Source organism: Nostoc sp. ChiQUE01b, assembly GCF_034531255.1.
In the GTDB taxonomy this organism is placed as follows: Bacteria; Cyanobacteriota; Cyanobacteriia; order Cyanobacteriales; family Nostocaceae; genus Nostoc.
The window spans coordinates 14,902-39,378 of sequence record NZ_JAVRBM010000027.1 but is presented as its reverse complement, the minus strand read 5'-3'; the positions used below and the strand labels follow the sequence as shown (position 1 = coordinate 39,378).

26 protein-coding genes are annotated in these 24,477 nt (G+C 41.8%); 9 read left to right on the top strand and 17 right to left on the bottom strand.

Annotation, left to right across the window (positions count from 1 at the left end; translation table 11 throughout):
• Positions 1 to 176 precede the first annotated feature (176 nt).
• On the bottom strand, positions 177 to 554 hold the full coding sequence (locus RMY63_RS18830; protein WP_322730159.1) for a hypothetical protein: 378 nt from the start codon (positions 552 to 554) through the stop codon (positions 177 to 179).
• A gap of 128 nt (positions 555 to 682) precedes the next feature.
• Here RMY63_RS18830 and RMY63_RS18825 point away from each other — a divergent pair, with 128 nt between their 5' ends.
• Positions 683 to 871 carry a hypothetical protein gene (locus RMY63_RS18825; protein WP_292705282.1) on the top strand — a complete coding sequence of 63 codons (189 nt, stop codon included), beginning with the start codon at positions 683 to 685 and terminating at the stop codon, positions 869 to 871.
• 199 nt (positions 872 to 1,070) lie between these two features.
• Positions 1,071 to 1,583: a gamma-glutamylcyclotransferase family protein gene (locus tag RMY63_RS18820; RefSeq protein WP_322730158.1), complete on the top strand. Its 513-nt coding sequence runs from the start codon at positions 1,071 to 1,073 to the stop codon at positions 1,581 to 1,583.
• A gap of 49 nt (positions 1,584 to 1,632) precedes the next feature.
• Here RMY63_RS18820 and RMY63_RS18815 read toward each other — a convergent pair whose 3' ends face one another.
• The 3 genes from RMY63_RS18815 to RMY63_RS18805 form a co-directional block, all read right to left on the bottom strand.
• Positions 1,633 to 2,247, bottom strand: coding sequence for an anti-sigma factor family protein (locus RMY63_RS18815; RefSeq protein WP_322730157.1), 615 nt, complete (start codon positions 2,245 to 2,247; stop codon positions 1,633 to 1,635).
• A gap of 157 nt (positions 2,248 to 2,404) precedes the next feature.
• Positions 2,405 to 3,061, bottom strand: coding sequence for a sigma-70 family RNA polymerase sigma factor (locus tag RMY63_RS18810; RefSeq protein ID WP_322730156.1), 657 nt, complete (start codon positions 3,059 to 3,061; stop codon positions 2,405 to 2,407).
• A gap of 365 nt (positions 3,062 to 3,426) precedes the next feature.
• Positions 3,427 to 3,579, bottom strand: coding sequence for a hypothetical protein (locus RMY63_RS18805; RefSeq protein ID WP_322730155.1), 153 nt, complete (start codon positions 3,577 to 3,579; stop codon positions 3,427 to 3,429).
• Between the two features lie 651 nt (positions 3,580 to 4,230).
• Here RMY63_RS18805 and RMY63_RS18800 point away from each other — a divergent pair.
• Entirely contained in the window at positions 4,231 to 4,875 is a 645-nt protein-coding gene (locus RMY63_RS18800) for a L,D-transpeptidase (RefSeq protein WP_416212535.1), read from the top strand.
• A 76-nt stretch (positions 4,876 to 4,951) separates the two neighbouring features.
• Here the strand turns inward: RMY63_RS18800 and RMY63_RS18795 are convergent, their stop codons facing one another.
• The 5 genes from RMY63_RS18795 to RMY63_RS18775 all read right to left on the bottom strand — a co-directional run bounded on the left by RMY63_RS18795 (position 4,952) and on the right by RMY63_RS18775 (position 10,446).
• Entirely contained in the window at positions 4,952 to 5,491 is a 540-nt protein-coding gene (locus RMY63_RS18795; RefSeq protein WP_190909652.1) for a late competence development ComFB family protein, read from the bottom strand.
• 121 nt (positions 5,492 to 5,612) lie between these two features.
• Positions 5,613 to 6,548 (bottom strand): M23 family metallopeptidase, encoded by a 936-nt coding sequence (locus RMY63_RS18790; RefSeq protein ID WP_322730154.1) that lies wholly within the window; start codon positions 6,546 to 6,548, stop codon positions 5,613 to 5,615.
• A 521-nt stretch (positions 6,549 to 7,069) separates the two neighbouring features.
• The gene (locus RMY63_RS18785) at positions 7,070 to 7,768 is read right to left on the bottom strand and encodes a DevA family ABC transporter ATP-binding protein (protein ID WP_322730153.1); all 699 of its coding nucleotides are present in this window, start codon (positions 7,766 to 7,768) and stop codon (positions 7,070 to 7,072) included.
• Between the two features lie 199 nt (positions 7,769 to 7,967).
• Complete coding sequence (gene devC, locus RMY63_RS18780) at positions 7,968 to 9,140, bottom strand: ABC transporter permease DevC (protein WP_322730199.1); 1,173 nt, start codon at positions 9,138 to 9,140, stop codon at positions 7,968 to 7,970.
• Between the two features lie 109 nt (positions 9,141 to 9,249).
• Entirely contained in the window at positions 9,250 to 10,446 is a 1,197-nt protein-coding gene (locus RMY63_RS18775; protein ID WP_416212534.1) for an ABC exporter membrane fusion protein, read from the bottom strand.
• 617 nt (positions 10,447 to 11,063) lie between these two features.
• On the opposite strand from RMY63_RS18775, the gene RMY63_RS18770 reads away from it, so the two are divergent.
• The 3 genes from RMY63_RS18770 (at position 11,064) to RMY63_RS18760 (ending at position 12,576) form a co-directional block, all read left to right on the top strand.
• Positions 11,064 to 11,456, top strand: a complete 393-nt coding sequence (locus RMY63_RS18770) for a hypothetical protein (protein WP_322730151.1) — start codon at positions 11,064 to 11,066, stop codon at positions 11,454 to 11,456.
• 25 nt (positions 11,457 to 11,481) lie between these two features.
• Positions 11,482 to 12,102, top strand: a complete 621-nt coding sequence (locus RMY63_RS18765; protein ID WP_322730150.1) for a hypothetical protein — start codon at positions 11,482 to 11,484, stop codon at positions 12,100 to 12,102.
• A gap of 252 nt (positions 12,103 to 12,354) precedes the next feature.
• On the top strand, positions 12,355 to 12,576 hold the full coding sequence (locus RMY63_RS18760; RefSeq protein ID WP_322730149.1) for a hypothetical protein: 222 nt from the start codon (positions 12,355 to 12,357) through the stop codon (positions 12,574 to 12,576).
• Here the strand turns inward: RMY63_RS18760 and RMY63_RS18755 are convergent.
• The 3 genes from RMY63_RS18755 to RMY63_RS18745 form a co-directional block, all read right to left on the bottom strand.
• Positions 12,573 to 13,277 (bottom strand): DevA family ABC transporter ATP-binding protein, encoded by a 705-nt coding sequence (locus RMY63_RS18755; RefSeq protein ID WP_322730148.1) that lies wholly within the window; start codon positions 13,275 to 13,277, stop codon positions 12,573 to 12,575. The two genes, RMY63_RS18760 and RMY63_RS18755, sit on opposite strands and share 4 nt — an antisense overlap.
• Before the next feature lie 88 nt (positions 13,278 to 13,365).
• The gene (gene devC / locus RMY63_RS18750; protein ID WP_322730147.1) at positions 13,366 to 14,541 is read right to left on the bottom strand and encodes an ABC transporter permease DevC; all 1,176 of its coding nucleotides are present in this window, start codon (positions 14,539 to 14,541) and stop codon (positions 13,366 to 13,368) included.
• Entirely contained in the window at positions 14,538 to 15,845 is a 1,308-nt protein-coding gene (locus tag RMY63_RS18745) for an HlyD family efflux transporter periplasmic adaptor subunit (RefSeq protein WP_322730146.1), read from the bottom strand. The genes devC (RMY63_RS18750) and RMY63_RS18745 overlap by 4 nt, the downstream gene beginning before the upstream one ends.
• Before the next feature lie 369 nt (positions 15,846 to 16,214).
• On the opposite strand from RMY63_RS18745, the gene RMY63_RS18740 reads away from it, so the two are divergent.
• Positions 16,215 to 16,829 (top strand): TetR/AcrR family transcriptional regulator, encoded by a 615-nt coding sequence (locus RMY63_RS18740; RefSeq protein WP_322730145.1) that lies wholly within the window; start codon positions 16,215 to 16,217, stop codon positions 16,827 to 16,829.
• Positions 16,830 to 16,988: 159 nt separating this feature from the next.
• Here RMY63_RS18740 and infC read toward each other — a convergent pair whose 3' ends face one another.
• The 3 genes from infC to RMY63_RS18725 form a co-directional block, all read right to left on the bottom strand.
• Positions 16,989 to 17,501, bottom strand: coding sequence for a translation initiation factor IF-3 (gene infC, locus RMY63_RS18735; RefSeq protein ID WP_322730144.1), 513 nt, complete (start codon positions 17,499 to 17,501; stop codon positions 16,989 to 16,991).
• A 416-nt stretch (positions 17,502 to 17,917) separates the two neighbouring features.
• Entirely contained in the window at positions 17,918 to 18,685 is a 768-nt protein-coding gene (locus tag RMY63_RS18730; RefSeq protein WP_322730143.1) for a circadian clock KaiB family protein, read from the bottom strand.
• A 203-nt stretch (positions 18,686 to 18,888) separates the two neighbouring features.
• On the bottom strand, positions 18,889 to 20,172 hold the full coding sequence (locus tag RMY63_RS18725; protein WP_322730142.1) for a type IV pilus twitching motility protein PilT: 1,284 nt from the start codon (positions 20,170 to 20,172) through the stop codon (positions 18,889 to 18,891).
• A 729-nt stretch (positions 20,173 to 20,901) separates the two neighbouring features.
• Between RMY63_RS18725 and RMY63_RS18720 the strand changes: the two genes are divergently transcribed.
• Both RMY63_RS18720 and wecB read left to right on the top strand, forming a co-directional pair.
• Positions 20,902 to 21,273 (top strand): hypothetical protein, encoded by a 372-nt coding sequence (locus RMY63_RS18720; RefSeq protein ID WP_322730141.1) that lies wholly within the window; start codon positions 20,902 to 20,904, stop codon positions 21,271 to 21,273.
• Between the two features lie 261 nt (positions 21,274 to 21,534).
• A complete protein-coding gene (wecB, locus tag RMY63_RS18715; protein ID WP_322730140.1) occupies positions 21,535 to 22,668 on the top strand; it encodes a non-hydrolyzing UDP-N-acetylglucosamine 2-epimerase in 1,134 nt (377 codons plus the stop codon).
• 195 nt (positions 22,669 to 22,863) lie between these two features.
• On the opposite strand, the gene RMY63_RS18710 is transcribed toward wecB, so the two are convergent.
• Both RMY63_RS18710 and RMY63_RS18705 read right to left on the bottom strand, forming a co-directional pair.
• Positions 22,864 to 23,454, bottom strand: a complete 591-nt coding sequence (locus RMY63_RS18710) for a peptidoglycan-binding protein (RefSeq protein WP_322730139.1) — start codon at positions 23,452 to 23,454, stop codon at positions 22,864 to 22,866.
• Between the two features lie 464 nt (positions 23,455 to 23,918).
• Positions 23,919 to 24,380: a response regulator gene (locus RMY63_RS18705; protein ID WP_322730138.1), complete on the bottom strand. Its 462-nt coding sequence runs from the start codon at positions 24,378 to 24,380 to the stop codon at positions 23,919 to 23,921.
• Positions 24,381 to 24,477: the final 97 nt, after the last annotated feature.

Genomic DNA, 24,477 nt, shown 5'->3' with positions numbered 1-24,477 from the left:
TTTCTAATTTAATTTGCAAAATCAATTTACTATTTCTTTCTACTCCCTATTCCTATCTATCTTATATCCCTAAAGTTCTTAGACTAATACTCTAAGAACTTTGGGTATATAGGACATAAAAAAGTCCCTAAGCTTAGGATGTTGGGGACTAGGGTGTGTTATGGTCTTAAACTGATTTACTGGGTTAGCAGTCCGATCGCCATTTCAAGGTGCATCTTAGCTTTGTGCAAGTTAAGCAAATTCTCTTGATCATATCTGTCAGGATAGCTCATCGCTTTGCCCTCCATCGTCAGCTTGATCAGCGCTGCTTGCTCATCAGTGGGTGAATTCATCTCATCTACCACCCCTTCAAGGAATTGAATAACGCTAAAGCCTGGTGACTTCAATCCTCTTCCCTGGCTTAGTTGAGTGAGTGCTATCTGTGGAAATGCCATTAAGGTGACAATCCAACTAGTCTTGTAGCCTCCATTCCCAGTAGGCTTTAATCCGTAACGCCTACATAAGTCTCTCAACTCAGCAGTGGTTTTGATTTCGAGTTCTGACCTTGTGAACATAAAATAGAGTTACCCATTTATAAAAGTGGTATCGGTGGTGAACCATTTACCAGGATGAAAACACCACCGATTTAAAACTCTATTTGAATGTTAACCTTCCAATCAAGCTATATTTACTTTTCGCAATAATGCCTAATCCTAAAGGTAATCCTCAGAATTTAGAACCTGCACCGTCAGATAGAGAGATTAAGTTAACCGAACAATTAAATTTTCGTGTCACCAAGGAAATGAAGGAAGAGGTGAAGGCACAGGAAGACCCTCCAGAATTTTGTAGAGAAGCAATTCAGAAAGCACTGGATGAGAAAAAAGGAAAGTAGTACTTAATTGTCGAGCTACTAATCAGAGTAAATAAAAATACCTCCAGATATCAGTTCTACAGGTATCTACTATGATAGGTTTTTATTGCTGACCAATTCTATGGAGAATTCACCAAAAATCCTCCTACTGAATCTGTTATCGTATCTGCCTCTATGTTGTAGATAGTAGGCAAAGAAATTCAGATGGTTAAAATAGGCGATGGTTGAATCAAATCTAAAATTTACTGATTTGGTGCAGGTTTTTGTTTACGGCACGCTCAAACCAGGTGAAGCTAACTATAAAAGATACTGTAGTGGCAAAGTAGTTGATGTCAAAATAGCTCTTGTACAAGGCAAATTATTTGCTCTGCCAATGGGCTACCCAGCGATGACGCTAGGGGATAGCCAAGTTTACGGGTATTTACTCTCTTTTTCCAACCCAAAGATTTTAAATGAGCTAGATGTGCTCGAAGATTACCAGCCTAATAGACAAACGCCAGAAAACCTCTATAATCGACAAATTATCGAGGTTTATGAGCCACAGTCGCTCTCTTATAGTTGGGCTTGGGTTTATTTAATGACTCTAGAGCAAGTTGAGCAATTAGGAGGCTTCCTCCAACCTGGTGGCTGGTGGAGCGGCTGTAGTTTAACCCCAAAGTTTTGTTTTTACTTGCGTAAAAAATCAATTCCAGATGTAATCCTCATCCCCCGCTCCCTATCCCCACCCTACTAAGAGTTGAGGGTGGGGACTTTTGCGTTTCGTTAAACTGTTAACTTTGCGATTAGTTTATATCCTGTTTGGGGTCGTGTCGTTGCGGCTGTACCTGATAAATTGAATTTTCTGGAGAGGCTACTGCTGCTTTCGGAATTTCAATTACCGGGTTATTTAGTCCCACCATCAGCGGCGAAGGGGGAACTATAGACGCTGAGGAGGTTTGTATAGGTTCTTTTTGTGGTCGTTGTGCCAGTTGCGGCACCATCGAACCACCACCTACTAAGCCAGATACTGCACCGATCGCGCAAGCGGCAATGGCCGCAGCTCCCACCATCCAGTTTAAACTGGAGCGACGGCGCAAACGTGTCAATACTTGCTGAACTGTTTCTTCTGGCGACTGTTGGGCTGCTGGCACCGGGAGCGTCCGCAAGCCTTGGCGCAGCTTTAACAGTCGAGCATACAGACATTGAACTGAGGCATCATTTGCTAGCCATTCTTCTACTTGCCTGCGTTCGGTGGCTGTGACTTCACCATCCAGGTAAGCACTTAATAATTCGAAGCGATCGCGCTTCACCATATCCATAAGACCCGTTGATTCATTGGTATGCTTGGCCATTCCATCTGACAAATCTTGAGGAAGTTGCAAAGGAGAACGGTCGTAAAACTGAGAATCAGTAGTCATCTTAACATTATTACCAATTCATACACGGGTAAACTGGGCGGGAATTTTGGGAAAATTAGGCAATTTTCCTCCTAAAGGCAGAAACAATCTACGTCTTTCTAGTAATTTTTAATCTATGCTTAAATTCTGCCATTGGGCAGAGGCAAGATGCTGTAAATTAGGAGTCTAGATAATTCTGCAAGTGGGCTTGCAGCCTCGATCTAGCTCTGGCTATTCTTGACTTCACAGTTCCTAGAGAAACTCCAGTGATTTCGGCAATTTCTTCATAAGCCATGCCTTCGATTTCTCTGAGGACAATGGTAGTACGAAAAACTTCTGGTAAATCGGCGATCGCTTCCCGCAATTGCTCGTAAAACTCTCTAGTTGTCAGTTCTTCCTCAGGACCTGGGGTATCACCAGCGATTTCCCAATCCATCTCACCGTCTTCTAAGGAACGGGGGGCATCCAGTGACAAAGGACTCATAATCCGCTTGCGTTTCCGTAACTCGTCGTAAAACAAGTTGGTGGCAATGCGGCTTAACCAGCCCCGAAATTTAGCAGGCTCTTGTAATCGGTTAATATTCCGATACACTCGAATCCAAACTTCTTGAGCCAAATCAGCTCTGTCAGGCCAATCTGGAGCCAGGTGGTAGAGAACTCGATCGACTTGACTTTGATAGCGGCGTAATAGTTCCGCAAAAGCAGCACGATCTGGTCGCAGTCCGGCTTGACAGCGCAAAATTAAATCGTGGTTAGGGAGTTTGTCAACTTGCACTGATGCTTCTGGATACTTTGCATCAACCGTTGACCAGGATACAGTAATCGATTGACTCATAGATCGTACTGGCTCTAAATCATCCCTATCTATTAGACCTGCTAATGAGACAGAAGTTCCATGTTCAGGTGACGGATTTATGACTGGAACACTGAAGCATACAATTTTGGATACATTTATAGCAATAAGCAGAGCCACTTTTCCTTATACTGCTCCCATAGTTGCCTAAGACCCAGCAACGAGCAAAGGCGCGACACGATGCACATTGTAGTACTTTTAGCAACTGGGTATATACGCTTGATCAAAATAATTAAATTTGGCTATAAAAATGAAGATAAAAGTTTGTAATTTTAACTTCTTGATACCTTTAAAATTCGGGTAATAATTTCTGGAAGTTAGGTTGCTGTGGTTGCTAAGATGGTGATTTAATTTTTTGATTTCGTTACCAGAATAGTTGCTGATTGTTCTGGTTGTAACCCGAAGGCAGCACTAGAGTTATGTTGCTCTGGTACGCGAACTTGAAAAAAGAAATTGAGGGAAAATGTAATTGTTACCGCTAGCAATAGTTTTTCAAACATGATTTTTCATCCACCCACACCATTAATGATTGATTGCGACATTTCAAGATTTCCACCAAAAAGTCTGAGGAGAGGCTTACGATCCTCAGAATATTTGAGGAATGGGGTTGCTCACTTGGAATTTTGCCGCTGGGACAATTTGCATAGTCTTAGTTTGCCCAGAAGTGTTGGCAGATTTACAAAGGAAATGATAAGTATTGATAAATTTTTGATAATTGGATGATGAACTCATCCAATTGCTCGGCTGGATATGTCAGGGATAAACAATAGGCGATGGCAATGGTAAGAAACGAATCTGTAGGGCGTATGGTAATGGTGCTTTGTTTTGGCACAGCATTTTTATCCTTAGCTGTCCATTGGCGCATTAGTACGGCAAAACAGCAGTATGAGAAGTCTGCATCTACTTTGATGCAGCGAGATTCTACCCGAACCAATCTTAGGGGAAGTCGGACAGAGGGAGTCTACAAAAATCTTTCCCAAGTGAGTTTGGGGGAAATTGCACTGGCTGGATCTGTGCCACCTGATGAAGTTACCCAAGGCTCGACTGCCCAGAGGGTGTTTACACCAAAGTCCTCTGCTATTAAACCTAAAACTAAATCAAAAATAATTAAGAAGAATCTAGCTAAAACAACTACTCGTAGGGCTTCTACCATTAAGTCGCAAATAATTAAGAAGAATCTGGCGAAAGCAACTACTCCTAAAGCTTCTACACTCAAGCCTTCTACCATTAAGCCTCAAACTCAGCCCCAAACTATTAAGAATAATCTAGCTAAAGCAAGCGACCTACCAACTCAGACGCGGCTGGTGGCACAAGTAGAAAGACAAAATCCAGTTGCGGATAGTTGGCCAAAAGGTCTGTGGTCTCAGGCTTCAGCCCAACAAATACCATCTAATAGGCTGGCAAATGTCAAGGCCCAAGTGATAGTTGATTTAAGCGATCGCCGCACTTATGTATACGCAGGAGATGAGGTAATAGCCAGCTATCCCATTGCTATTGGTAAGAAAGGTTGGGAAACCCCCACAGGTTCTTTCCAGGTGATCCACATGCGACACTATCCAATCTGGCGTCACCCGATTACTGGCAAAGTATTTCAGGCTGGTACAGATAGTCCCTTGGGAGATAGATGGATTGGTTTTTGGTCAGATGGACGGAATGAAATTGGCTTTCATGGCACGCCGGATATTGACTTGGTAGGAACGGCTGTATCCCACGGCTGCCTAAGAATGCGTAATTCTGATGTCCGATTGTTATATGAGCAAGTGAGTTTAGGGACAAAAGTGTTAGTACGTGATTAATTAGTTAAAAATCATTAGTCCTTTGTCCTTTGTCATTTGTTTTAGACAAAGGACAAAGGACTAATGACTCTTAAAATTATAATTTTTGCTCAAAGTTAGGTGCGTATGTTTGGAGTAAAGCACTAACTTGGCGTACAACCTCATTACCAGTGTTTTTGCCCAAGGCTTGCCGTTCTGGGAAGAAATTGGGTCGATCAAGATAACGGTTAATCGCCTCACTTATTTGTTGAGAAATTAAGTCTTGCAGTTGTGCCTGAGCCGTTTGGCGCTGGAAGTTAGCACCCTCTTCTGTAGTAGCATACAAAGGTGGTAGCCGATTGAGAGCGTAAGCGGCAATATCCCCGACATCTAAAGAACTTTCGCTGGTGGCTTCAATTTCTGCGACTCGGGCGATCGCTTCTGTCAGTACCAGTTCTTCCATCACGTTAATGAATTGTTTGCGAGGTACCGCCACTACCTCACCAGTTAATAGCGCACCCATCAGCCGATCCAACGCCATATACTCTTCAATTGAGAGTTCCGAGGCGTTATCACAGATTCTACCGACTTCTGCTTCCATTGCTGGTGTCAAATAACCATCCTGGAGAGCTTGTTCTACAATTTTTTCGATGCTCATAACGCTTATCATCATTTATGTTAGCCAAGCAAGGTAGGGACGGTATCAATCCAATTTATTTTGCGTAATTCTCAGCAAAAAATACACAAATTATGCAAAGACAGGATCAATTCTGCCTCTACTAGTTAACAACCTTAGTTCGCCAAGGTGTTGGATCAACAGATTTTTCGTTGACATATAGACCCCAGTGTAAATGTGGTCCCGTGGAAGCACCTGTTGAACCCACTGCACCAATTAGTTGACCAGCTTTCACAAAATCACCTTCTTTAACGTTAATACGACTCAGGTGCATGAAAATACTGGTTACTCCTTGACCGTGGTCAATGCCAACTACGTTACCGTGTATCCGAAACCCTTGGGATACCCTACCTACCAAAGCAACTCGCCCAGCGGCTGGGGCAATTACCGGTGAACCGGCAGCACCAGCGTAGTCAAGACCACGATGATAGTAGTCTTTTGCAAATGTACCATTATAGTAGCGACGTACACCATAGTTTGTACTCATCCGCCCTGCATTTGGCTTCAGGAATACTCCATTCCAATACTTTTTTGGTGTTTGTAGCGCCTTAAAAGCCGCCACACGCTTCAGTTCATACTCTGTGGCATCCACTCCGGCTTTGCCCGGTGGCAAAGTAATGCGTTGTACGGGGAATTTACGATTAAGCACATTCACTGCCAAGTTTCGCACTTGACCATCCCCTGCAACCCGAAGTGTTCTAGTTCCAGCTTTTTCTAGTGGAGTTGTGGGAACAAAAGCCCGATACTGATCAGGTGCAATTTCAAAGGCTGGGTATGTATTTTTACCACTGGCTACTGTTGGATTTCTACCATTCTCTGGATTATCTAGATTAATCACCACCGAGAGTGTATCCCCTAATTTAGGATTAGTTGGAATTACCTTTACTTGCAAAGCATCTACAGGCAATGCCAAGGTGATCGGGAGAACAGCAAATATTCCCTTTAACATATTTATTGCACGGCAATTGGCTGTCAAAGTTTTGACATCAAAACTGAGCAACTTTTTGTTTGAACTACTAGCGCTATTCTCAATAATCATAGAACTACAAAAAAAACCCTTGCTTGTATTGGAAAATAGATTAGCTTATTATCGCTAGTGTTTCTTGCTTAAAGCCAATATTGCTGACAATCATAAGTTTTTGGAAATTCTCCAGGTACTTATGGATTGCAAGGGCGAATCATTTTATCTGTAATTTTAGGAAATTGGTCTGAACTCTAATAACCAAGGTGTATGACATTGGCAATGAGCATAAAATTTAACTGTGATTACATAAATAATACTTGAAAGAAATCTTGGAATCAACTGGACACTTTTTCAACTGGACACTAATATCACATTCTTAGGTTGAAATTGATATGGGGAAATTACTTAAACTAGGTGAGTAAGTCAGTGAGGATAAATTAAACTATATACTAGTCGTAAATATTTTAATATTTGCTGATAATAGCGCTTTAGTTGGCAAAAAACTGTGATATTAAGGCAAAAATGTGAGTCTGCCATGTCACACTTCAGATTTACTTTATAAATCAACTCTCAATTATGGCATACGCTAATGAACTTTAGGCTGATAGTATTACTTTTGACTTGAGTTTGCCATCTTCCATGTGAACGATGCGATCGGCAATGTCTAGAATGCGGTTGTCATGAGTAACCATCAAGATGGTACAGCCTTGTTCTTTTGCTAGTTTGTGCATGAGATTGACTACATCTCGGCCTGATTGACTGTCAAGGGCGGCGGTGGGTTCATCTGCGAGGATTATTTGAGGATGACTGACTAAAGCACGAGCGATCGCTACTCGTTGTTTTTGTCCCCCAGACAGTTGACCAGGATAGTAATGTAAATGATTTCCTAATCCTACTTGCTCTAACATTTGGGCTGACCTAGCTCGCATCTTTTTTAACCCAAGATGTTTGTGCAATTCTAAAGCCATTTTGACGTTTTGGAGTGCTGTTAAACTACCATGCAAGTTATGTGCTTGGAAAATATAACCGTTATGGCGTCGCGCTTGCACTAATTCTTCAGCACTAGCACCACAAAGTTTTCGTCCCAACACCTGCAAACTACCAGATTGGGCAGAACGCAATCCACCCACCAAGGTCAACAAGGTAGTCTTTCCAGAACCAGAGGGCCCAGTCATGATAATAATTTCACCAGCGTTAATCTCTAAGTTGATATTACATAAAACTTGCTTGCGGAGTGAGCCGTGACCAAAGTGGTGGTCGAGATTCTGGATGGAGATGATGGATTGACTAGTCATAAATAGATCGATTACTCGTGACGATCGTCATTAGTCATTTGTCCTACCCTGCGGGAAGCCCTTCGGGTGACGCTCCTGCGTCGCTAACGCTGCGCTAACAGCAGTCGCTTATGGGGGAAACCCCCAAGACCGCGCTGCTTCACCGCTAGCGCGTCTATGTCCTTTGCAAATGACCAATGACCAATGACGAATGACAAATTTAAAACATATCAGCGGGATCGGTGGCTTGGAGTTTGCGGGTGGCGATCGCACCGGAAATTGTACACATAATGATGGTCAGTATTAGCACCTGCAATGCCCGAATCGCAGTCATGTACATAGGTAAATTTGTAGCACTGCGAGTCAGTTGATAAAGCGCTAAGGAAACTCCTAATCCGGGGAAAAAGCCCAGTGCTGCTAATATCAACGATTCTTCAAGCACTACACCTAGCAGGTAGTAATTGCGATATCCCATTGCTTTAAAGGTGGCGTATTCTTGAATATGGGCATTAACATCGTTAGAAAGGACTTGATAGACGATGATCACACCCACCACAAACCCCATTGATACACCTAGACTGAAAATAAACCCAATTGGGGAATTTGTTCTCCAGAAGTTATTTTCAAATTCAATAAATTCGGCGTGGGTTAATACTTTGACATCATCTCTGAGGTAGGCTTTGAGCATTGCTGCTACTTTTTTCGGTTCATAACCTGGTTTCAAAAGAATCAAACCTAGACTGACACTGCTGGACTGTCGCCCAGAAAATAGCCGCAAAAAATTTTGATCGCTGGTAATCAGGTTGCCATCAAAGCCAAAGGAAGCCCCGACTTGGAATAAGCCACTAATGGTAATTGTGCGCCGTTCTATTTCGGTAGTCAGGGTTTTACCTTGGTCAATTTGAGCGATCGCTTTTTGATAATCTCCTCTTGCACCACGATCGAACAACACGGTATCCGGCATTTTGATCGCTTGTAATTGCTGGTTAACATCGCGTAAGTCAAAGGCTGGCTTGTCTGGGTTAAAGCCGATAACTAATACCCCTGTCTCACGGTGCGTTTGGGGATTCTTCCAGATTGTGTTGTTGAAATACATTGCTTGGGCCGACTTTACCCCTGGTATATCCATTGCTTGGTAAAGTCGCCGCCGAGAAAATGTAGACAAGCTTGGTAAGTTACGGGCTTGGGGACTGGTTAAAACAATGTCTGCTTGCAAACTGCGATGTAATCTGGTGTTACTGTCATACAGCGCAGTTTGAAAGCCTAGCTGCATGAACATCAGAAGATCCGCAAAGGCAATGCCTGATAATGCCACTAAAAGACGGCTTTTTTCATGATTCAGTTGCAGCCATCCTAGAGGAGTTCGTCGTTGCAGTTGTTTAATTAATCCCATCATAAGAAGTGAGGAGTAGGGGGAGCAGGGGGAGATGGGGGAGCAGGGGAAGCAGGAGAGAATAATAATTCCTGACAAATGATCAATGACAAATGACAAATGACAAATTTCACAATTCAATTACTGCCTTAACTTGCATATTAGTTAAGGTGGCGGCTTTTTGGCTGGAAGTTTCATCTAGTCGGATGTGGACTTCTACTACTCTGTTGTCGATATTGTTGACGGGATCTGTGTTAGTGACATTCTGTCGTCGCACTTGCAAGCCTTTGCGATCTACGATTCCCTGCAATTCAATCGGGAGGTGATCACCAAAGATTCGCACTTGCTGCCCTGAATGCACTTTGCCGATATCGCTTTCGTAGACTTCGGCAATGACATACATCTGGCTGGTTTGTCCAATATCTGCAATGCCATCATTTGATACTAATTCCCCAGGATGGGTATGGATCTCAAATACCTGTCCATTTTGGGGCGATCGCACTACAGCCTGTTCAAGATTGACTTTTGCCAGATTCATGGCTGCTACGGCACGATTGACTTCTGCTTGGGCGGCTTCTACATCCACTCCACGCACTTCAGCGATTTCATTGAGTGTTGCTGTAGCTTGTTTAACTTGTTCCTGACTAGTTGATTGGGTACGATTTAACTGTGCCTGGGCTTCTTGCAAGCTTTTTTGGGCAGTTTCCAAGTTTAAACGCTTGTTATCTCGTTGGGAGGCGGAAATTGCGCCCTGTTGATATAGTTGCTGATAGCGTTCGTCTTCTGCTTGGGCGTTACGCACTTGGGCTTGGAATCGCTCAATTGTCGCGGCTTGGGCATTAATATCACCTTGACGTTCGGCTTTTACACGAGCGATCGCAGCTTTTTGGGCAGCAATTTCACCGTGTTTAGCACCTGCTTGGGTGCGGTTCAGGTTTGCCTGGGTTACTTTTACCTGTTCCTCCGCTTCTTTTAATGCCGCTTGGAGGCGATCGCGGCTGTTCAAAATTGCGATCGCTTGTCCTGCTTTTACCCTATCCCCCTCCTTTACCAACAACTTTTCTACCCGACTTCCTTCTGCAGACACCGCAGCAGAGAGTTTAATTACCTTTCCCTGTGGTTCGAGTCGCCCTAAAGCTGTTACCGTTTTTAACTGTGACAATTGTGTTGTTGGTACTTGTGCCTCTTGATTGGCATAATTTTGCCCGCGTTTTACTATATAAAAACTTATTCCGCCAACCAATAAAGATATAGTTATACCTATAGCAACGGATGGACGCAGAATAGACTTAGGGAACGTTCTGTACCCTAGCTTTGAGTTTCGCACCATAGATTACCTCTTAACTAGTGGCGCAGAAAAAAGAACAGATTAGGCTTTTCTCCGTACTTGTTTGCTAATTCCTACTTCTTGAGTCAGTTATTGTTGATTTATCACTTCCAAGTCCATAAAATAATTTAGAAATTGTTGAGATTTTACTTAGATAAAGTGATTTAGCTGGTTAGGATAACAACAAATATCTCTATCGAATTAGAGGTTTATGTTTTTAGCAAACTACTTTTGTTTTATGAAAGTACTCAGGTATAGTAAACGGTTTTAAAATTTCGGGTTGTAACATCGCCAACAATCATAATCAAATTAAGTAAACAACAAAAAAATTTGGTGTGATTACGATCGGTGGAAATTTGTATCAAATTTTGACGAATTATAGCTTTTCCTATTCATATTAGGTACATCATATTCCCCTCCTCGCTTGCAGGGTGGGGTTCTTGTACCTCACAAGGGCCGAGAACCGCTATAATCCCATTCAAAGATTAAAACGTTAACCAAACCAGATTGGGACACCTGTAGCTTGCAATTCTCACAAATCAAATAGGATTGCTGTATTAATTCTGTTTGCTATTGGGAATTATAAAGATAGCGATACAGAACTTTCACAATCACAATTGGCAAAGGATGAAAAAGTCGAAGTCCGTTGTGCAGTTGCTCAAAATCCCAACACCCCTGCACCCATCCGCGAAACCCTCCGCGATTTAGTTGTCCAACCCACCACCCGCCAAACTAGTCCCACGTTGCGCGGACTCAACCGCCTCTACAACCCCAGCACTGATGATTTAGTAAGCATACTTGCAGAATACGCGAGTTCAGAAAATGCCTTTGTGCGGTTCTTGACACTGCTTAATCCCCTAACTCCCCATGAAGTGCTGACTCAAGGAGCACAGTCCGCATCCTGGCTGGAACGCTACACCGTTGCTGATAATTCTGGAACTCCAAACGTTTTACGCCAGCAACTTGGTCAAGATAGTAACCAGATTGTCTGTGCAGCCGCTAGAGTTTAGTTGTGAATAATTGAGGATGTTGCAGATGGCATACAGTGATTTCACACTTGCCAAAGTTCGAGAAACGTTTCAGCTTGTAATTGATGAAAAGCGCAATCTATTCAAAGATGTGCCGCCTATTCAACCTTCTGCTACCTTAACAACGCTTTTAGAAGAATATACTCAACTAGCAACTGCAATCAACACTGAAAAAGCCCGTTCAGAATTACTAATTATGCCAGTTCTTACAGAAGTTAGGCGACAGCGAAATTATCAAATATCACTGTTTTCTGGAACAGATTTTGATGTAGATACTAGTAAAGGATTGAATGGATTTTGTGATTTCATTCTCTCTGGTTCTGAAGAACAGTTTTATATTAAAGCGCCTGTACTGACAATTATTGAGGCGAAAAATGAAAATATCAAAGGTGGTTTAGGACAATGTATTGCCACTATGATAGCTGCCCAACTATTCAATCAAAATACTCAACAAGAAGTTAAGACAATCTATGGAGTTGTCACTAGTGGAACAAACTGGCGGTTTTTAATGTTGGAAGGACTAACAGCATACATTGATATAGTTGAATACTACATCAATGATGTTGATAAAATTCTTGGCATTCTGTTGCAACCATTTCAATCAGCTTTACTACAAGCATCTTCCTAAATCATTCATTTAATATAGAGACTAGCTGCCAAAAGGAAAGTATGCTTCTTATGTCCGAAAGTATTTGTCAACAAAAAATTAAATTATACCTATTACACCATGCAACCAAAAACAGAGCAAATTCTAGCAACATTATAAGTTATTATTGAGCCTGATTCCCGCTTTAATTTACCTGGTCATGAAGATGGTGGATATATTTCACCATTTTGGGATACCTCCCAAAATGGTGAATTTAATATATTGAGTAAGAGTTTGCAAAACCTGGAATCTTTTAATGTAAAAACTTTCTCTTACTTTCCATTTAATGATTCAGTTGGTTTGATTGTTGGTAAAACCGCAAGCCAAGGTCAATTTAACATTTGGAATTTAATGATTTCCGAAGGTTTTGTTAATTTTAGCAACATAGAACTTGCTTTTAAGCATTGCCCCGACAAAATTCCTATAGCAATCCTATTTGATTCGCAATCTGCTTAAGATGCTGCAACAACAGCACTGTCATTTACTAACTTGCCATCTTCCATATAAACGATGCGATCGGCAATATCTAGAATGCGGTTGTCATGAGTCACTAAGAGAATGGTACAATCCTGTTCTTTAGCTAGTTTTTGCATGAGATTAACCACATCTCGTCCAGATTTACTGTCAAGGGCGGCGGTGGGTTCATCCGCTAAGACAATTTTAGGACGACCAACCAACGCACGAGCGATCGCAACTCTTTGTTTTTGTCCCCCAGACAAATCATCAGGATAATAATTCAGGCGTTCTCCTAATCCTACCTCTTCTAGCATTTGGGCTGACCGGCTTTTCATCTCTGTCGGCGAAATATTATTATGCACTTCCAAGCCCATTCTGACGTTCTGGAGTACTGTTAAGCTACCGTGCAAGTTGTGCGCTTGAAAAATATAACCGTTATTGCGTCGCACTTGGGTAAGTTGTGCTGTACTTGCACCACAAAGTTCTTGTCCCAATATCTGCAAGCTGCCAGATTGAGCAGAACGCAAGCCGCCTGATAAGGTGAGAAGTGTAGTTTTTCCAGAACCAGAAGGCCCAGTCATAATAATAATTTCGCCAGCGTTAATATCCAGGTTGATATCAAAGAGAACTTGCTTGCGAAGTTGACCAGAACCAAAGTAATGATCGAGATTTTTAACAGAGATAACAGGTTGACTAGTCATAAATAGCTTGATTACTGGTGATGCTCGTCATTTGTCATTTGTCATTTGTCCTTTGCAAATGACCAATGACGAATGACAAATGACAAATTTAAAACATATCTGCGGGGTCGGCGGACTGTAATTTACCAGTGGCGATCGCACCAGAAATCATACACATAATCATAGTCAAGGTTAACACCGTCAAAGCTCGCGCAACGGTCATGTAAAGTGGCAAATTTGTAGCATTACGAGTTAAATGATAAAGTCCTAAAGGTACGATCGCTCCAGGAATAAAACCTAAAACTGCCAAAATTATCGCTTCTTCAAACACCACACCTAATAAGTAGAGATTGTTATACCCCATTGCTTTGAAGGTGGCGTATTCTTTCATGTGAGAATTCACATCTGTAGAAAGTACTTGATAGACGATAATCACGCCTACTATAAACCCCATTGCTACACCCAGGCTGAAGATAAACCCGATGGCTGTATTTTTTCTCCAATAATCTGTTTCAAATTCGATAAATTCGGCTTTGCTCATGACTTTAATATCATTACCCAGATGAGATTCTAAAGCTGCTTTCACCTCTTTGACATCATAGCCTGGTTGTAGTTCAAGTAAACCAATACTGACACTACTAGCTTGTCGTCCGGGAAATAGCCGCAAGAAGTTCTGATCGCTGGTAATTAAGTTCCCATCAGCCCCAAAGGAAGCCCCGATTGAAAATAAGCCACTAATGGTAACTGTTCGACGGTCAATTTCACTTGTAACAGGTTTTCCTTGTTCAACTTGAGCGATCGCTTCTTTATAATCTCCTCTGGAAGCGCGATCGAAGAGGATGGTATCTGGCAGCTTTACCATATCTATCTGTCTGTTGACATCCGGTAAACTTAACGCTTGCTTTTCAGGATTGACCCCAATAACTAGTACAGATGTCTTTTGGCGTGTTTTCGGATTCTTCCAATCGATAAAGTTGATATACATGGGTTCTGCTGATTTCACCCCCTGTACATCCATTGCCTGATATAGCCGCCGTCGCGTAAAGGTGGATATATTTAACACGTTACGACCTTGAGGACTAATTAGGAGAATGTCAGCTTGTATACTGTTAGGAAGCTTAGTATTACTTTCAAACAAGGCATTCTGAAATCCTAGCTGCATAAACATGAGAACATCAGCGAAAGCAATGCCTCCCAATGCCACCAAGAGACGGCTTTTTTCATGACTCAGTTGCAACCATCCTAGAGGGGTTCGCTGGCGCAGTTGTTGAATAAATCCAATCATAGTTCTATTACCGCCTTTACTTGCAAATTAGTAAAACTGGAAGCATTTTGGCTGGATAGTTTATTCAATTGCACATGAACTTCCACTACTCTGGCATCAATATTACTAGAAGGGTCAGCGTTGATCAGATTTTGCCGCTTTACCTGCATACCAATCCAATCCACTCTTCCCCCTAATTCATTGTGTAAAGAATCACTGCTTACCCGCACATCCTGTCCTGGACGCACTCTCTGGATATCACTTTGGTAGACTTCTACTACTGCATACATCTGCTCGGTTTGACCTAGAGCCACAATTCCTTCATTACCAACAGTTTCTCCAGCCCGCGTATTAATCTCCAAAATTCGACCGGATTTAGGAGCCACAACGTATGCTTGCGCTAGTTCTGCTTTAATTTTATCTACGGTGGCTTGAGCGCTGTCTATCTCTGCCTGTGCATTTGCTATATCTGTGGGACGGACTTCAGCAGTTTGATTCAGGTTAGCTTTTGCTTCCTTAATCTGCTGCTGCAAGCTGGCGAGGGTTTGATCTTGGTTGGCTTTTGCTTCGTTAAGCTGTTGTTGGAGGGTGGCTACAGTTCTTGTCTGAGTGGCTTGGCTTTCAATTAACGCTTGAGTGGAAGTTTCAGCGTTTAAGCGTCTGTTACCAACTTCTTGGCTAGAAATTGCTCCTGCTTTATATAAAGTCTCGTAGCGCTGCACCTCAGCTTGGGCATTACGTTTCTCGGCTGCGACACGAGCCACTGTTGCTTGCAAGCTCCGTTGTTGCCCAAAGAGTTCTGCTTCTAGACGATTAATTGTCGCTTGCTGAGTTTTAATGTTTCCTTCTAGTTCTACTTGCAGACGATTTACAGTAGCTTGACGCACTCCAATTTCTCCCTGTTTGGCTCCAGCTTTTACCTGGTTAAGGCGAGATTTGGCAACTTTAACTTGTTTTTGGGCTTCACCCAAGGTAGCTTGTAAGCGATCGCGGCTATCCATAATTGCAATTACCTGCCCAGCTTTGACACTATCGCCTTCTTTCACCAATAGTTGCTCTACCCGATTTCCTTCACCAGAAGATGGCGCTGACAGTTGTATTACCTCTCCCTTTGGCTCCAACCGCCCTAATCCTGTTACTGTTTTTACCACAGGCTCAACTGCTACTGGTGTTTTTTGTTTTTCATTGGCTGTAGCCTGAAACTTCATCACAGCATAAAAACTGATTCCCCCTATTCCTAGTGCCGCAATTATTGCAAGTAGAACAGGCGATCGCAAAGGATTCCGAGAAGACCCTAAACCCTCTGAATTTCTGTTTTGCTCCATACTCTTTTCCCCTTACCACCAGTAGCAACTTGTACTAAACTGTCCAGTTCAATTTATGCTAAACTAAACCGACTAGTTTAGTCAAGTAGAAATTTGTACTAAACTGTCCAGTTCAATTTATGCTAAACTAAACCGACTAGTTTAGTCAATATGATATAACTAAACTCATCAATCAATTTGCTCGGTATTATGCAGCAAAATGCTATTCACAATTGAAATTGATTGTTTATTACAAGAAAGTAGAAAAGAGAAAAGCCGATATATAGAGGCTTTTGGGCTTTATCGAAGAGTATATTTATTTTCGCTATTTTGTACAGGGATATTTTGCAGCATCTATTAATATTGTTTATAAGAAAGGATGATTAATAAATGGTACGTATCAAAGCTGGCGAAGTAGATCGAGACAATTCTATTGATAAAGTGGAGCAAATTCTGCAAGGGGCAATGCAAGAATTCCTTCAACATGGCTATGCTGGTACAAGCATGGATCGGGTAGCAGTAGCAGCAAATGTATCTAAAGCGACAGTCTACAGCCACTTTCAAGACAAAGAAGGACTTTTTAAAGTCTTGATAGAGCAGCTGGCAAGCAAAAAAAACAACTCCATTTTTGGCACAGAACCTATTGACGGAGAACCAGCTGCCATACTGCACCAGGTAGCAACCAAAGCATTAGAGCAGATGGTTAATGACAAAGAACATAGTGCATTTATGCGAGTCCTAATCGGGGAATCTGGCCGTTTTCCTGAGTTAGCTAAAATTTGTGTTCGTGCGATAATTAAGCCAGTAACGGAAACTCTCACTCACTACTTAGCGGCTCCTGAACTCAACATACCTGACCCAGAAGCAACAGCAAGAATTTTCATAGGAGCATTGGTGCATTTTCACATTACTCAAGATGTGATGCATGGAAAGGACATTGTACCAATGGAAAGCGATCGCCTGATTGATGCTTTGACACACCTAATCGCTAAATGCGCCGATTGATTGGTTATATCCCGGCGCGTGGCGCTTGTTTGGTCGGAAAATCAAATTTACCTTGAGTAACAGTTGACTGTTTTTTCCATAGAAGCTACAGTACTATCTCCGGCTTTTTTCGTTCCTTACAAGCTGCCACAAATACATCCTCTAGCGATCGCCAGATAATTAGGCAGGAATGACTTGAATAACCAGGGCGCGTTTATCCAGCGACTGGATTTTACCTACTTGACTGAGATCGTTTGCAATTCGGTCTAACATCTCTCCCGCTTTGTCACGATATTGATGTTCTCGGCCTCGTAAACGAATGGCGAACTTGACAGAATCGCCTTTACTCAACCACTGACCTGCTTGTTCGATGCGTAAATTGTAATCAGCCACACCCACGTTTAGACCGAATCGAACTTCCTTTACCGTGGGTCTAGCACTTTGGCTCTGACGTTTTTTCTTTTGATATTGAAGCTTGCCATAGTTGAGAATCTTCGCGATTGGAGCGTCTTTACCTTGGGAGACTACAACTAAGTCAAGCTCTAAGCTTTCGGCTAGCTGTAACGCCTCATTGGTGTCGATCAGACCACGATTGTTATTCTCATGGTCAATCAAGAAGACGCTAGGTGATTTGATTTGTGAATTAATCAGTTGCTTTTGGATTGCGATAATGAATTTCTCCCATTTGTTCAATACTTTGCTTTACAAGCAGGTAATGCCAATTTAACACAACACTGAATCATATCCGCCGCATCCTCTCACTCCTGACCAAACAGCGACAGAATTTGCTATTTTTTGCGACTTTCTCAGACAGGCAATTGTGCTAACTGTAAATAGCTGAAAGTTAGTTGATATAAGGTGCGCGGATGGTTTAAGTTATAAAGCTCTCAAATCCTTACAGATAGGGGAATCTAGCCATTTTTGTAGTTATATCATGTTCGGCTAATCACTTATAATTACCGCATCTGTGCAAAAATCCCAAAAGCCTCTTTCCCCCTGCCCCCTGCTCCCCTGCCTTCTAAATGATAAGTCTTCAACCGGACATGATATTACCCCTTCACCAACACCTACCCATTCGGGCACTTAGCAAAAAAAACTAATCTGATTAGTTAAAATTTTTCCTTAGCAGCTAACATCTGTAAAATCTTTTCTACACGATCCAACTCTCCAACGATTCGCCGAATTGGGTGAGGCCAAACCTTGACAAGGGTAGGAGTTGCAGAAACCTGATTTAGTTCTGCTTGTTCTGGATGACTTAAAACATCAATCACCTTCAGAGTATAAGGGTGTCCGAGCGATCGCTCTAACAATTCGTGTAAATTTTGCAGAATGCGTTCAGTAGAACTGCTATGTCCGGCAACAAACAAGCGGAGAACATAACCTTGGGTAATGGCTTCTTTTTTTTGTACTATTACTGGTTGGTGATATTTTGGCACAGGTTCAGAAAGGTCTAGACGGACAATTAAATCATGATCCTCCCAAAGCTGCCCAAATGATGAATGATAGGTTGTTAACACCATGCGATCGCACAATCCCTCTTGCCAAGGAGCTGCTTGCCATACTAATTCCCCTGTGCCAAAAATAGCATTAAGCAAAGTTTGGTGTCTAATTACAGCCGGATAAGCTTCAGCAAAAGTTCGCACTTGTTGAGTGCGCGGATCTAACCAATTGTCAATAGTTGCAGTATAACAAGGCACTAAAAAGTGTGGTGGCTCTGGTAAATCTAGAATTTCTTGCAAAGCCGAACACAAATGCAAATGCCATCGACCTTGCTTGCTAGGGTCGATGCAGTAAATTAAATCTCCTCCAGGTGTAAATAGCGCAATGCCTTTAAACAGCTGGGGTGTAGATAGTTTATTTGTCGTCAAGTTATTCACAGAGGTTAGGGAACTAAAAGTAAAAATTCTCTCTTTTACCTTTTACCTTAGCTATAACCTCAACCAGGATCAGAAAGATATTTGCGACTAGGGACTGGGGATTGGGTACTGGGGATGAGGGAGATGAGGGAGTAGGAGGAGAATAATTACTGACTACTAAAATATTGACCAATGCCCAGTCCCCAGCCCCCAGTCCCCAATCGTTAAACTCGACCTCGGAGAAACTGCGCCATTTCGTTAGGAGTTGGTGACATTTCCAAAGCAGTTTCTTCAGTGATTCGTCCATCTTGATAGAGATTCAGCAATGACTGATTCATCGTAATCATGCCGTCAAAGCCAGCTTGTTTCATCAGCTCGCCAATTTCATCATACTTACCGTCTTTGATCCATTCCTTAATTGCCTCAGTATTGATCAGTACATCGTGGAAAGCAGCCCGCTTACCGTCAGTAGTGCGACACAAACCTTGAGCAATTACTGCCACTAAAGACTCAGAAATTGCCACCCGCATTGCATCCTGTTCATCACCAGAATAGAGGTTGAGAATCCGCTCAATGGTTTTGACAGCGCTATTGGTGTGCAAGGTTCCCATGACTAAGTGACCAGTTTGAGCGGCTTTTAGGGCGGTGTTAACTGTTTCCTTGTCCCGCATTTCCCCCACCAGAATCAAATCTGGGTCTTCCCGTAAAGCTGCTTTCAAAGCGTTGTCAAATTTCCGGGTATGCATTCCCACTTCCCGCTGTTTGACTAAAGACTTGCGGCTTTGATGGACAAATTCTATCGGGTCTTCAATGGTGATGATATGCTTGGCCATCTCCTTATTGATGTAGTCAATCATCGCTGCCATTGTGGTGGACTTACCAGAACCAGTGGGCCCCGTCACCAAAATTAAACCTTTATGGTGATGACAAATATCCCGAAAAACTGGGGGTAATCTCAACTGTTCCATAGTTAAGATTTTTAGCGGAATCAACCGCAACACCATTGCAGGCCCTTTGAGGGAGCCAAAAACATTAATCCGCACGCGAGCAAATTCGTATTGAGTTGCTCCGTCAAATTCTAAGGATTCTTCAAAGCGCTGAATTTCTCCCTCACTCATCACCTCCCGCAACCAACTCATAAAAGTTTCTTTATCTGTTTCTGGATAATCCCCTGATTGAATTTCTCCCCGGCTGCGGAAGCGGGGTGGTTCACCCACACCCAAGTGCAAGTCAGAATATCCCTGATCGTAAGCTTCTCTAATTAACTTCTCTAAAGTGAGTTCTGGACTGCTGTTTTGAGGGCGAACTGAATTAGGTATTGGCGGTGGACTACCCGGACGATGACCTGCAACAGGCAAATTAGTGCCCCTATCCATTGACATATCGAGTGTTTGTGTCATCTGCCGCTGCGTACTAAAGGTTGGGGTTGGCGGTGGTGGCGGCGGCATTGGTGGCAGATTACGTCCGGCAGCAGAGTTAGAATTTAATGGAGACTGTGATTCTGTCATATATCTTCACATTTGGCAGTTAAAAAGTTGAATTAACGAGAAGTAAAGTCACTTGCTTTGATGACTTTTGGAGAATGCTTGTCTGCAAGCCTTAGCGGTGATAAAAGGCGATTGAAACTCTAGAACCACGGTCAATCTATTTCATCTACCTCAACTGGTATCTTTTATTTCCTAAGCTTTCACTACTCAGAATATTTAGATAGATTATTTAACCTATCTAAACAGGTTTAACACATATAAGGACTCAAAATACCTCAGTAAATACACATGATTAATAAGTATTTTTAAATACTTTTGTTTTTAAAGTTAATATTCTCATGACTTAGATGAGAAATTTATCCCAGACATGGCCACGAATTGTCAGCAATTAACAGCACAAATACTAGCAGATCATTTATTCAGCCTGTCTAGGAATTATGAGAAAGACTACTAATTTTTATAAGAAATGTTAAGTTGAATAGGAGTGATATCATGGGGATCAAAGTTAAAAGCTCATACCTTTTAGGTTCTATACCTGAAGGTAGATGCAGTAAACAGGTTTTTTTAATAAATAGAAAATTGATTTTATATCCATAATTACAAAAAATTAACTGTAAACTTTAGTAAACAAATGCTCATTTTTCCGATTAGTTTTTATATACTAAATTTCAATGAAACAATTCAGTTTACTCGCGAAAAGTGAGATATGACTGAAATTAAAATTTGTTGTGTATTCTGGGAGGAAAAGTCATGGTTTCTGCTCAAAGCTCTAATCAAGGAAAGACCTACTCCTTGTTGATGATTAAAAGCTTTTTAATATGGACTTTTACATTAGCAGTATGTTTGTTGGTTGTGGGTTTTCCACTAGTTGTCTTCATGGCTACGGTCGGATGTCTGTTGTCGATTATCTTGCAATCTGTAATGCCTGTTAGTGCGGTTTTGCTTGTAGCAGGCGCTCTAATAATGTTTAATGTCATGGCAGTTGTATTGGCTGCGGGTGTGCTAACTGTTAAGGGAGTTCATCCTAGTGAAGTTAAATGGTTAAGCTGGCTGCATGGAGAGGCAGACCAAATGCAGGCTACTGTTTACGCTGCTTGCCCTCTAACTTGTGAGATTAAATAGTTATTACAGGTTAATTAGACAAACAGTGCGTCTGCCCGGTTAAGCCGGGTTTTTTCATGGTTTTTATAATTTGAACTTTTAAATAGTCGTTACAGATTAATTAGACAAAGAATGCATTTGCTCGGTTAAGCCGGGTTTTTTTATATCTTCTGTAATTTATCCATTAATATTTATGGTTTATGTGAGGATTGACCACCGACTATTGACCATAGACCATTGACTATAGACCATTGACTATAGATGGTAAATTACAGATGACTAATGACTAATCAAAAACGCGTTTGCATTATCTTAGGTACTCGCCCAGAAGCGATTAAACTCGCTCCAGTGATTCAGGTTTTCCAGAATTCTTCAGAATTTCAGTTGCAAGTAATTCTAACTGGACAACACCGAGAGATGGTTGAGCAAGTTATGCAACTGTTTAATATCAAGTCGGATTATAACTTGGAAATTATGCAGGTTCAGCAATCTCTAAATGATATTACTTGCCGTAGTTTACAAGGGTTAGAAGAATTATTTAAGGTAAAAAAGCCAGATTTAGTAATTGTGCAGGGAGACACTACCACAGCTTTTGCCGCAGCTTTGGCAGCTTTTTATCAAAAAATTCCTATTGGTCATGTAGAAGCAGGGTTAAGAACTGATGATATCTTCAATCCTTACCCAGAAGAAGCTAATCGCCGATTGATTTCTCAAATTACTCAGTTGCACTTTGCACCGACTCCTTGGGCTGTGGAAAATTTGCATCGTTCTGGTGTTTTGGGTGAAATTCACATGACGGGTAATACAGTAATTGATGCATTGTTAAATGTCGCTGCAACCCAAATAGTTTGCGATGTCCCAGGCTTAAACTGGGAATCATATCGGGTTTTGTTAGCAACAGTTCATCGTCGGGAGAATTGGGGAGAACCTCTGTTAGCGATCGCTCAGGCATTTTTACATATATTAGATAAGTTTCCTGATACAGCTTTGCTCTTACCATTGCACCGCAATCCGACCGTGCGAGTCCCGTTGCAGGAACTTTTAGGGAATCATCCCCGAATTTTCTTGACAGATCCTCTAGATTATGGCGAATTGGTAGGAGCAATTGGGCGATCGCATCTTTTGCTGACTGACTCTGGTGGCTTACAAGAAGAAGCCCCCAGTTTGGGAAAACCAGTATTAGTTTTGAGAGACACCACCGAAAGACCAGAGGCTGTGGTAGCTGGTACAGCCAAACTTGTTGGCACTACGACTGAGAACATTTTTGCAGCTGCTGCTGAGTTACTCAGTGACTCAGATGCTTATGAAGCAATGGCAAACGCCATCAATCCCTTTGGAGATGGTCATGCAGCAGAGCGCATTTTGCAGATTGTACAAAATTACTTCATGGGTAAGCAAGTTCGTAGTAAGGACTAAAGTTTCTAAACACTAAAGTGCTTACTACAAACCCTCTTGCACTAGGTTGGACATTGTACTAGTACAGCAAAGTGGAAATAAACAACCCATTTCCAATCAACGAAACGTTTATGTTGTATTTCTTTTGACTTTTGACTTCCGCCTTGCGGTACTAGCCTTTACCAAACCACGAGATTTTCCAAGAGTGGCTTCTGGCTAAATACCCAGAGCTACTCGAGTTTCGGGGCCTACGACACCATCTACAAGTAGACCTTTACTTTGCTGAAAGCTTCGGACTCGGCTAACAGTTTCTTGACCGTAAATTCCATCAACCCTGAGATTGCCTAAAGCTGTTTGCAGGTCTCTGACAAGCTGACCTTTAGAACCAGGGGTAAGAATCACCGAACCGCCAACGCCACCGGGTCTAGTCACAGGACGATTGTTAGGTCTATCACCAATCCATCTGGCAAAAATGTATCTACCTGTAGAAAGTCTGGCAAAACCGTTTTCATATCGTTCAATTGCTGGAAGTGTTGTGCCATTTGGTACGCAGTCCACAGACGAGTAGTTGGTGCTTGGGCCTGAACGGACACGTAAACAACTGCCGTTAGTCTTGACATAAGCAGCCGAACTCATTTGAATTTGGGTTACAGCAGCAAATAATACACCGACACCAGCTAAAGCTAACCAAGCCGAAGATTTAAGCAGTTTTTTCCAATTGAATTGAGGTTGAGGAAGATGATACTTAGTGTTTTCAGATGCCTCTTCTTGAGCAATAAACATGTGAGAATATGCAAGATATTCCATAATGCGCTCCTTTATATGAAAAAATGAGTACTTGCAGAGAATTACTTGGTCGTTCTCTGTATTTATTCTTAGTATATTTTATATCTCTGTGTTTTCCAAGTTTTTTATTGATAGCGAAATTAATAAAAAATTAGGACTTACGCAAAATATAACGAAAGTAGCGGTAATTCATCAATTACCGCTACGCAATAATCAGGTTTTCAGCTACATCTTGCGTAAGTCTTGAAAATAAAATTAACGTCAGTTCGATGAACCTCTCCCCAACCCCTCTCCGACGCGGAGAGGGGCAGAAATATTCTTAGTTGACAACGAGAAAATTATAGTTTCAAAGCCTCTCTCCCTGTGGAGGAGAGGTTTGGAGAGGGGTTTTTAGATCCGTCGAATTCACGTTAAAATTAGTCAAAAGATTCCTAAAAAAACGTCATGTCTCGTCGTAGACATCACCTTTTCAAAATAAATAAAATTTAATTAAAGTTTTCTTGCTTACTGGCTTTTGCCTTGTTGCATTCCAATATCTCAAGCCTATTGTCGATTCCAACTAAACTAGCAACCATAAAAGTTAATTCGTCTAAGTCTATAGGCTTACATCGATATATTTCATAACCTGCTAAAAATGCCATATCACGGTCTTCTTTAGAAGTAGATGCCGTCACAGCAATAGCTGGAATCTTTCTCCCTCGCTTTGCTTCCAGATTTCTGACCTTCAAGAGCAGTGAGTAGCCGTCTTCATCTGGTAAATAAATGTCACTAATTAGGATGTCTGGTTTAAAAAATGACATTATTGCTATAGCCTGCGCTGCTGAAGCAGCAGTGATAATCTCTGCTTCATTTAATTCAAATAGGTAGGTAAGTAATTTTCTTGTATCAAAATCGTCATCAACAACCAGTAATCGCAAACCTTTAAAAGACATAGATTGATTAGACATTATTTTTACCGCGCTATAGCTCAAAGACTTGAACTAGTAATTACATCAAAAGCCACGTATTTGTAAACGCTATTTAATGCCTGCTTGACTAAATCTT